At 46.2% G+C, this 9644-nt stretch carries 9 protein-coding genes; 4 read left to right on the top strand and 5 right to left on the bottom strand.

What is annotated here, in order from left to right; all coding sequences use genetic code 11:
* From ruvC to ruvB, 3 genes are read left to right on the top strand one after another with little or no spacing between them, the layout of a single operon-like run.
* Positions 1–522, top strand: coding sequence for a crossover junction endodeoxyribonuclease RuvC (gene ruvC / locus B7X71_RS02330; RefSeq protein WP_293597462.1), 522 nt, complete (start codon positions 1–3; stop codon positions 520–522).
* A gap of 26 nt (positions 523–548) precedes the next feature.
* Positions 549–1133, top strand: a complete 585-nt coding sequence (ruvA, locus tag B7X71_RS02335; RefSeq protein WP_293597461.1) for a Holliday junction branch migration protein RuvA — start codon at positions 549–551, stop codon at positions 1131–1133.
* A 31-nt stretch (positions 1134–1164) separates the two neighbouring features.
* Positions 1165–2232: a Holliday junction branch migration DNA helicase RuvB gene (ruvB, locus tag B7X71_RS02340; protein ID WP_293597460.1), complete on the top strand. Its 1068-nt coding sequence runs from the start codon at positions 1165–1167 to the stop codon at positions 2230–2232.
* 63 nt (positions 2233–2295) lie between these two features.
* On the opposite strand, the gene B7X71_RS02345 is transcribed toward ruvB, so the two are convergent.
* Positions 2296–5082 (bottom strand): autotransporter outer membrane beta-barrel domain-containing protein, encoded by a 2787-nt coding sequence (locus B7X71_RS02345; protein ID WP_293597459.1) that lies wholly within the window; start codon positions 5080–5082, stop codon positions 2296–2298.
* Positions 5083–5222: 140 nt separating this feature from the next.
* The gene (gene tyrS, locus B7X71_RS02350) at positions 5223–6455 is read right to left on the bottom strand and encodes a tyrosine--tRNA ligase (protein ID WP_293597458.1); all 1233 of its coding nucleotides are present in this window, start codon (positions 6453–6455) and stop codon (positions 5223–5225) included.
* Positions 6456–6544: 89 nt separating this feature from the next.
* Here tyrS and B7X71_RS02355 point away from each other — a divergent pair, with 89 nt between their 5' ends.
* Positions 6545–7675, top strand: coding sequence for an anhydro-N-acetylmuramic acid kinase (locus tag B7X71_RS02355; protein ID WP_293597457.1), 1131 nt, complete (start codon positions 6545–6547; stop codon positions 7673–7675).
* A gap of 14 nt (positions 7676–7689) precedes the next feature.
* Here the strand turns inward: B7X71_RS02355 and erpA are convergent, their stop codons facing one another.
* From erpA to rpsI, 3 genes are all read right to left on the bottom strand, one after another.
* On the bottom strand, positions 7690–8067 hold the full coding sequence (gene erpA, locus B7X71_RS02360; RefSeq protein ID WP_015422031.1) for an iron-sulfur cluster insertion protein ErpA: 378 nt from the start codon (positions 8065–8067) through the stop codon (positions 7690–7692).
* An 83-nt stretch (positions 8068–8150) separates the two neighbouring features.
* Positions 8151–9209 (bottom strand): N-acetyl-gamma-glutamyl-phosphate reductase, encoded by a 1059-nt coding sequence (gene argC, locus B7X71_RS02365; RefSeq protein WP_293597456.1) that lies wholly within the window; start codon positions 9207–9209, stop codon positions 8151–8153.
* A gap of 113 nt (positions 9210–9322) precedes the next feature.
* Positions 9323–9644 (bottom strand): 30S ribosomal protein S9 (rpsI, locus tag B7X71_RS02370; protein WP_293597455.1); only part of this gene is annotated, 322 nt, incomplete at its 5' end.

The following is a 9644-nucleotide window of genomic DNA, read 5'->3' on the forward strand; positions in this document are numbered from 1 at the left end:
ATGCGCTGGATAGGAATCGACCCAGGTCTACGAACAACGGGTTTCGGTGTTATTGATGTTGATGGCCAAAAACTGAGCTACGTAGCCTCTGGGACGATTGAAAGTGGAGATCCAGCACAAGGTCTTCCCGAAAGACTGGGAATCTTGTACGCGGGTATTAAGGAAGTGCTGGAGACCTACCATCCAGAGCAAGCGGCTATTGAAGAAGTATTTCTCAATGTCAATCCTCGGTCTACCCTGATGCTGGGACAAGCTCGAGGAGCGGTGATTGCAGCCCTGGTATCCGACAAGCTCCCTGTCGCTGAATACAGTGCATTGCGAGTAAAGCAATCCATTGTGGGAACCGGTAGAGCTACTAAACCCCAAGTTCAAGAAATGGTGAAACGTTTATTGCGCCTAAGTCGTGCACCAGGAACAGATGCAGCAGATGCCTTAGGGGTAGCCATTTGCGCCGCGCATCATGCCCAGATTCCGAAAGCAATTACTGCCGCTCTTGCACCTAAAAAGAGTAGAAAGAAATAACAATAAAAACAGGTTAAGATCTTTACATGATTGGTCGCATACAAGGCATTCTCGTCTCAGTTCATCCACCCCGCCTCTTGGTAGATTGCCAAGGTGTTGGCTATGAGATCGACGTGCCGATGAGTACTCTGTATCAATTACCAGAGACCAATCAAAAAATTACACTTCTCACGCATTTTCAAGTTCGTGAAGATGCGCAGCAACTCTTTGGCTTTGCTACAGAAACTGAGCGTGAAGCATTTAGACAGCTGATCAAGATTAGCGGCGTCGGCTCGCGCACTGCCCTTGCGGTACTTTCTGGCATGAGCGTCAATGAATTAGCCCAAGCAATTACTATGCAAGAGGCAGGCCGCCTAACTCAAGTCCCTGGCATTGGCAAAAAGACTGCTGAGCGCCTTTGCCTTGAACTCAAAGGAAAGTTGGCTCCCGATTTAGGAATTGTGGGCGGCAAACCTCAGGCGATTGAAGCGAACAGCGAAGTATTGCAGGCTCTCTTGGCGCTAGGCTATTCAGAAAAAGAAGCGCATCTTGCCCTCAAACAAATACCACCTGACACCACAGTTTCAGACGGTATCCGTATGGGCCTTAAATACCTCTCGAAGTCTTCATAACTAGTTACTCAAACACCACTACACTTGCAGTATGGCAATCCACACAGAAGACCTCAGCTCAATTCCCGAAGACTTACCGGAGGGAAATGACCGCATCGTTAGTGGTGCAGCTGGAAACTCAGAAGCCATCTTCGAAAGAGCCTTGCGTCCTAAGCAGCTAGATGAGTATGTTGGCCAAACCAAAGCCCGCGCCCAATTAGAGATTTTCATTACCGCAACCAGGGCCCGTCAAGAAGCCCTGGATCACGTTCTCTTGTTTGGCCCTCCCGGATTAGGTAAAACCACCCTGGCTCACATCATTGCTAGAGAGCTTGGTGTGAACTTGCGCCAAACTAGTGGCCCAGTTCTAGATAGGCCTGGTGATCTTGCTGCCTTACTGACCAATTTAGAAGCAAACGACGTTCTTTTTATTGATGAGATTCATCGCCTCTCTCCGGTAGTTGAGGAGATTCTCTATCCAGCACTAGAGGACTACAGCCTAGACATCATGATTGGCGAAGGTCCTGCAGCACGAAGTGTCAAAATTGATCTCAAGCCATTCACTTTGATTGGCGCGACCACTCGTGCCGGCATGCTCACCAATCCATTGCGAGACCGCTTTGGCATTGTGGCAAGACTGGAGTTCTACACCACCGAAGAGCTCACCAAAATTATTACGCGCTCCGCCAGCTTACTTAAAGCCGATATTGACCCTGAGGGATCAGTTGAGATTGCGAAGCGTGCTAGAGGTACTCCTCGCATTGCTAATCGCCTGTTACGTCGGGTGCGTGACTATGCCGAAGTCAAAGGTACTGGCACCATCACTAAAGACATGGCTGATGCCGCATTAAAGATGCTCGATGTTGATCCAAGCGGCTTTGATGTGATGGATCGCAAATTACTAGAAGCCATCTTGCACAAGTTTGATGGTGGGCCAGTAGGTATTGATAATTTAGCAGCAGCAATTGGTGAAGAGCGTGACACCATTGAGGATGTCTTAGAGCCTTACCTGATTCAACAAGGCTATCTACAAAGAACCTCCAGAGGAAGAGTAGCAACGCGTCAGGCCTATGAGCATTTTGGGCTCACGCCACCGAGCAACTCTAACAATCTAGACTAAATCTTAAAGTTCTAATCAAAAGACCCGCAATAGCGGGTCTTTTTCCATCAATCCAAATACTTTCTACAAACCAACCGTATACGTCGCCATTACAGTAGTAGTTGAGACGCCTTGATAAGGCTCTTGACGGTAGATGCCTGTAACACCCAAGCGCTGATTCTTAACAACATCGTAATAAGCACCGAGCATTGCTGTCGGACGAGTCTTCACAGGGTTGGCATTAAAGTTCACTGGAGTTAAACCATTAATACCTGTCGCAGAATAAGTACCATTTGCAGTCTTAGTGTCGCTTTCAACACCAGCACTAGCAAAGACAGTTGCCTTAGGGATAAATCGATAAGAAGCACCCACTCCAGCTAGAGCAGTAGTCGCATTGGTATTTAAGGCGCTGTAAGTCAACGGTGCCGTAACTGTTGTTGAGGTGCCTTCGCTATAGCCACCCATATTATTCTGGGTGTAGCGCATTCCCATATAGGGAGCAACAATCACTTGTGGTGTAATTGCAAAACCATACTTCGCAGTAACTTGTGCGCCCTGACTATTTAGCTGGGATGATCCCGTACCCGCCTCTGACGTTCCAACCGCTTGACGGTTTACCGTCGTATTCTTTTGACCATATGCTGCGGATACTTTAACCTCGGCACCCGTTCCATCGGCACGTTCATTCCAGGCGCCAAACAAACCAATCAATGGAGTGTTATTAGCAAGATTAACGGTGCTACCAGAATTATTCACAGATAAATTCTGATCAGCATAAGCACCAATACGAACTTGAGGATGCACTTTATAAGCTGCAATCAATAATGCACTGGTGTTGTTTAAACCATTAGCTGCTGATACTGCTGTATTACGACCGCCAGCAGAAATACAAATTCCATTAGGGCCAAACTCAGTACAGTCGTAAGAGAAACTATTGGCCAATACAGAGTTCTGAAGGGCATAAGTGCTCTGGAGCGCAGAAGCATTATTCACCAAAGATTGCTGCGTCTCAGCTGTAGTAAATGCATATACATTCAAGTAGGCATTATTGGCATCATAAGAAAGATTAATTGCTGATGCGAGATTCGATGAAACACTCGAGAAGGATCCTGTTAGGCCACTATTAGCAGTGACAATTGAATATTTTGCAGGAGCATAAATATTGGTGGAGTCACCTGAAAGACTTAGAGTTCCACTCAATCTAGCAGTTCCATTAATCGATAATTTATCCGCTGCACTAGAAGAAACGCGTAACCCCAAAGTACCTGTTGAGGTTTGCACAAATGAACCGCTAGCCAAATGAGTAACCCCTGCTCCCGCTGCCGTGATCCCCATCCACCCACTGTTTTCAAAACGCGCCAGCTGACCTTGGGTCAGGAACACTTGACCATCAATAACTCCACTTACTGTATTAACCACTGTAGTTGCGGCAGAAGTACCCACATCTGAAATAGCATAGTTACCATTGCTTGCCCGGATTACCCCGTAGTTCAACAAAGTGCCGAAATTACCCTCAATTGCTATTGCTCGATTGAGGGTGCCGCCCGTCACATTTACAGTGCCGTAGTTAGAAATCACTCCACCATAGTTAGTATCCGTCAATGGATTGCAGCCTAGGTATCCACAACTAGCACCGGTTGCAATGCCATTGGCATTGACGACATTGATTGCACCAGTATTAATAACGTCAGCCCCAGCAGCGGAAAGTGTAGATGAACGATCGCCTATATTTTTTAAGGGGTCATAAATTTTTACTGAAGATCCAGAAAGGCTAATAAGTTGATCGCCAATGTTTGCTTCATAGGCTTTTGTAATGCCATTCTCCACGTAGACGCCGATCACATTACCCTGATACATTGAATTAGCAGAAGTCAGATAACTCCCAACTTTGATTTCTGTCCAAGTTATTTTTGGCTGTCCAGTGACTACATCAATCGTATTTAAATCAACCGTTGCAACATATGCCTTTACTTTATTTCCCAATACATCAACTGCATCTGCCACTAAGTTATAGACGCCTGGTTTACCTGCGCTAGTAATTCCCTCAAAATGGGTTACAAGAGAGGCGTCGGGTGAGGAGAAGGTATAGGTCGCACCATTAGAGTTGTTATGAATATAGGAGTAGGTTTCATTAACAGGTAATCCGGCGCCATATTTACCCGTGTATCCACCGGATATCAAATTGTTATACACGCCATAGGCAGTATTACTTACTATGCTCTGAATTTTTGTTTCATTACCAATAGCAATCCTAGCCGATGCATCCGATCCAACTAAGGGGACTATTGAATAAGTACCAGCTGAAATGTTATAGACATAAGAATTACCAGTTATCAAACGAGTATCGAAGTTACCAACTGCTTGGTTACCAAAAGTACTATGGCCAATAGTATTTAAGATAGGCTCACCACCCGCTAAATTAGTTGGCAACAATGTTGTAGTAATGCCAGTGGCTGCATCAACTAGATAACCCAAATCTCCTTCCGCACCATTTGCGGATGCTGCAGTCTTATAACTTCCAGTTACCCGCAAAATTCCTGACGAGGATCCAAAGCTTGGTCCATACGGTGTGCTGCTAATCGCACCAGGAAAATTGGAAAGATTGGAAGTGGCTGTTGGGTAAGGGATATAAGTTGAATTAGAGACAACGTTGTCATACAGTACGCCACCAGTATTGCCATCAGTAGTACTAAAGTTTCCCGTGATATTTCTATCGCGAATACCTGTGATCGTAGTAACTGAGCTACCTGGATACTGGAAAGAAGTGAATCCAGAGACTGTTGCAAGATCAATGTCTGCCGCTTGGATAGGGCCAGAAATGAGAATGAGGGATGCAGCACCAATCAAGGAGCGAAGAAATAGGATTTTCAAGGGAAACCGTAATAAAAAGTGAAGAGCTTAAAGGATAATAGGAAGAAAGATTATGTCAGAAGTGTATCCCTACCCCTCCTATTTATCCCTCATTTAAGACGCACAAGCGGCAAAGGAGGGTATTGATTGCAGTCGATAGCCTAGCTCAGCGCTACCTTAGCGAACTTACGCTTACCCACCTGTACTACGTAAGTACCGGCCTCAACTTTCAATTGCTTATCAGCAACTATTACGCCATCAATCTTCACACCGTTTTGTTCAATGTTGCGATTCGCTTCGGATGTTGATGGAGCTAAGCCAGCAGCCTTCAGTAGATTAGCGATCTGCATTGGGGCACCAGAAAGATTGATCTCTGGAATATCGTCAGGTACACCACCTTTAGCGCGGTGATTAAAGTCCTCTAATGCTTTTTCTGCAGCAGCTTGCGAATGGAAACGCGCAACAATTTCTTGTGCGAGCAGTACTTTGCAATCTTTAGGGTTTCTGCCGGCAGCAACTTCTTGCTTCATTAAATCAATTTCAGCCATAGGGCGAAATGACAGTAATGTGAAGTAATCCCACATTAATTCGTCAGAGATACTCAAGAGCTTACCAAACATCTCGCCAGCAGGCTCGCTGATGCCAATGTAATTACCTTTGGACTTACTCATCTTGTCCACGCCATCCAAGCCGACGAGGAGGGGCATAGTCAAAATACATTGGGGCTCTTGGCCATACTCACGTTGGAGCTCGCGCCCAACTAAGAGATTAAATTTCTGATCGGTACCACCAAGCTCTAGGTCACTCTTCAAAGCAACGGAGTCATAGCCTTGCATCAATGGATACAAGAACTCATGCACAGAGATGGGTACGCCGCTACGGTAGCGCTTGGTAAAGTCATCGCGCTCTAACATTTGGGCAACGGTATATCGCGCTGCCAACTGAATCATCCCACGTGCGCCCAGTGGATCACACCACTCGCTGTTATAGCGGACTTCAGTTTTAGCGGGATCAAGCACCATGCTGGCTTGACGATAGTAGGTCTGGGCATTGACAGCAATTTCTTCTGCAGTCAGTGGTGGACGGGTTGCATTACGTCCAGAGGGATCACCGATCATGCTGGTGAAGTCACCAATCAAGAAAATCACGGTGTGACCTAAATCTTGTAGCTGACGCAATTTGTTCAAAACAACTGTATGACCCAAATGAATATCAGGCGCAGTTGGATCTAAACCCAACTTAATGCGCAAAGGTGTGCCTGTAGCCTTACTCTTAGCCAGCTTTTGAATCCAATCCGCCTCAACCAATAGCTCATCACAGCCCCGTTTTGTAACTTCAAGGGCTGCAAAAACTTCGGGAGTCAGTGGGTATTTTTGTTCTGGTTTAGCCGTCATGCGAAATTGGGTAACTGATTCGGTTAAATTAGTATTTAAATTGCTAAAGCATAATTGTCGCATTCCTGAGAACAAAGTCCTGATACCGCATGAATAAGCCTCAATCCCTCTATATTGGCCTGATGTCTGGCACTAGCCTAGATGGGATAGATGCCGTGCTGGCAAAGATTGAAGCCTCCGGGGAGTCTTCCCTTCTGGACGCCGTAAGCCTTCCCTTTAGCTCTGAATTACGTAAAGCGCTACTAGATCTCCAGACCCCTGGGCCAAACGAGATTCACCGGGAAAATCAGGCCGCTAATGCCTTAGCTGTCGCCTATGCTGATGCAGTCAAGCAATTGCTTACTCGGGCCAAGCTTTCTGCTGCAGATATCAGCGCGATTGGCGCCCACGGCCAGACTATTCGTCATCAAGCCGATCTTGCTCATCACCTTGCCTATACCCATCAAACCCTCAACCCAGCACTTCTGGCAGAGTTGACCGGAATTGATGTCATTGCTGACTTTAGAAGTCGTGACCTTGCTGCTGGTGGTCATGGCGCACCTCTAGTGCCAGCCTTTCATGCGCAACAATTCGCTACAGATAAAAATATCGCCGTGCTCAACCTTGGCGGTATTGCCAACCTGACGCTATTATCCAAAGATGGTGGAGTAAAGGGTTTTGATTGCGGCCCCGGCAATATGTTGATGGATGCCTGGATTGCAGATCAACAAGGCCATGCCTTTGATGAGAACGGTACTTGGGCATCACAAGGCAAAGTCAATCAAATACTTTTATCAAGAATGTTAGCGGATCCATTTTTTGCAAAAGCTCCGCCAAAAAGTACGGGTCGTGATGACTTTCATCTGGAGTGGCTGCAAAAGCAAATTGATACCGACAACATCAATGCTGAAGATATTCAAGCCACACTATTACAACTGACCGTGGACTCAGCCCTACAGGCTTTAGAGTGCTATGCACCGCAAACTCAGACGCTAGTTATCTGTGGTGGTGGTGCGCGCAATATCGCCTTAATGGATTTATTTAAAGCCAGAACTGAAATCTTATTTACAAACTCACTCGAGATTGTGACCAGTGATGCACTTGGCATTGATCCACAACTCGTAGAAGGCCTCGCATTCGCATGGCTTGCCTGGGCCCACAAAGAAAAACGGCCAGCAAATTTGCCAGCCGTTACAGGGGCGAAGGGTCCTAGAATCTTAGGCGCTTGCTATCCTGCTTAAGTAATTCAATTTATTTAAGCAGAGAAAGAAGATCCGCAGCCACAAGTAGTTTGGGCATTTGGATTCTTGATCACAAACTGTGAACCATTGATGTCTTCTTTGTAATCAATCTCAGCGCCAACTAAATATTGGAAGCTCATTGAATCTACCAACAAAGTTACGCCATTCTTTTCAAAGAGTGTGTCATCTTCATTCACAGCATCATCAAATGTGAACCCATACTGAAATCCTGAGCAACCACCGCCCTGAACAAACACGCGTAGTTTTAGTTCAGGATTGCCTTCTTCAGCAATCAAGTCAGCCACTTTTGCAGCAGCACTATCCGTAAACACCAATGGAACTGGTGGCTCGGCTAAATCTTGTACAGTCTCTTGCGTAGCTAATTGGGTCATGATTTACTCCTAATTCAAAAGGCAATGATCCATTTTAGGCTTTTAATTCCAAGCGTGCTGAAGGGTCTTTCCAACTGGCCCCATTATGGTGAAACGGCAATCTGGGTCAATCCAGTGGTCTCAGGCAAGCCAAACATGAGGTTCATGCACTGAACGCCCTGGCCTGAGGCACCCTTCACCAGGTTATCTTCAACTACCAAAATGACTAAAGTGTCGCCATCCCCCGGACGATGAATAGCAATACGTAAGCCATTACTACCCCGCACAGAGCGCGTTTCTGGATGACTACCGGCCGGCATCACATCCACAAAAGGCTCACCTTTGTAGAAATCTTCATAGAGCTTTTGAAAATCCACCTTCATTCCAGCCTCAGTCAAGCGGACATATAAGGTTGAATGAATTCCCCTAATCATTGGTGTCAAGTGCGGCACAAAGGTCAGGCCAATCTGGTCGTGACCAGCAATGGCTTTTAAGCCCTGGACAATTTCCGGAAGATGGCGATGGCCTTTAACGCCATAAGCTTTGAAGTTATCGCTAGACTCTGATAGCAAGGTTCCAATTTCTGCCTTCCGTCCAGCACCTGAAGTTCCTGACTTAGAGTCAGAAATAATATGCGTGCCATCAATCAATTGCTTACCACCGGTAGACTTTGGTGCGAGCAATGGTGCAAGGCCCAGTTGAACTGAGGTTGGATAACACCCAGCCAAACCTACTACGCGAGCTTTTTTAATTTCTTCACGATTGATTTCTGCCAAGCCATAAACTGCTTCAGCCAAAATCTCTGGGCAACCGTGCTCCATGCCATACCACTTAGCAAATTCTTTGACATCCTTTAAGCGGAAGTCAGCAGCGAGATCCAAAATCTTCACGTTATGAGCAAGCAACTCTTTGGCTTGTGCCATTGCCACGCCATGTGGTGTTGCAAAAAACACCACGTCGCATTCATTTAACTTGGCTTCATCTGGTGTTGTGAATTTGAGATCAATGCGGCCACGTAAAGAGGGAAACATCTCAGCTACTGGCATGCCAGCTTCTGTACGAGAAGTAATTGCCTGAATTTTTACTTCGGGGTGTTGCGCTAATAAACGCAACAATTCCACTCCGGTATATCCAGTTCCACCTACGATGCCAACTTTAATCATGCCATTCTCCAAAATACCGACAGATGAATTTTATTTCTCAAATACCTAGATTGTAGAAACAAAAAGGGCCGCTTGCGCGACCCTTTCGATAAAACTTTAAGCGACTGAAAGAATTAGCGCTTGCTGAACTGCTTACGACGACGCGCGCCATGCAGACCAACTTTTTTACGCTCAACTTCACGAGCATCGCGAGTTACCAAGCCTGCTTTAGACAGAGCTGGCTTCAAAGCGTTGTCGTAGTCGATCAATGCACGAGTAACACCGTGACGAACTGCACCAGCTTGGCCAGTTTCACCGCCACCGCTAACGTTTACTTTGATATCAAAGGTTGTTAGGTGGGCTGTGAGAGCCAAAGGCTGACGAGCGATCATGCGTGATGTTTCGCGAGCAAAGTAAGCATCGATAGGTTTACCGTTAACAGTAATCTCACCTTTG

It is taken from the genome of Polynucleobacter sp. 39-46-10 (assembly GCF_002282275.1).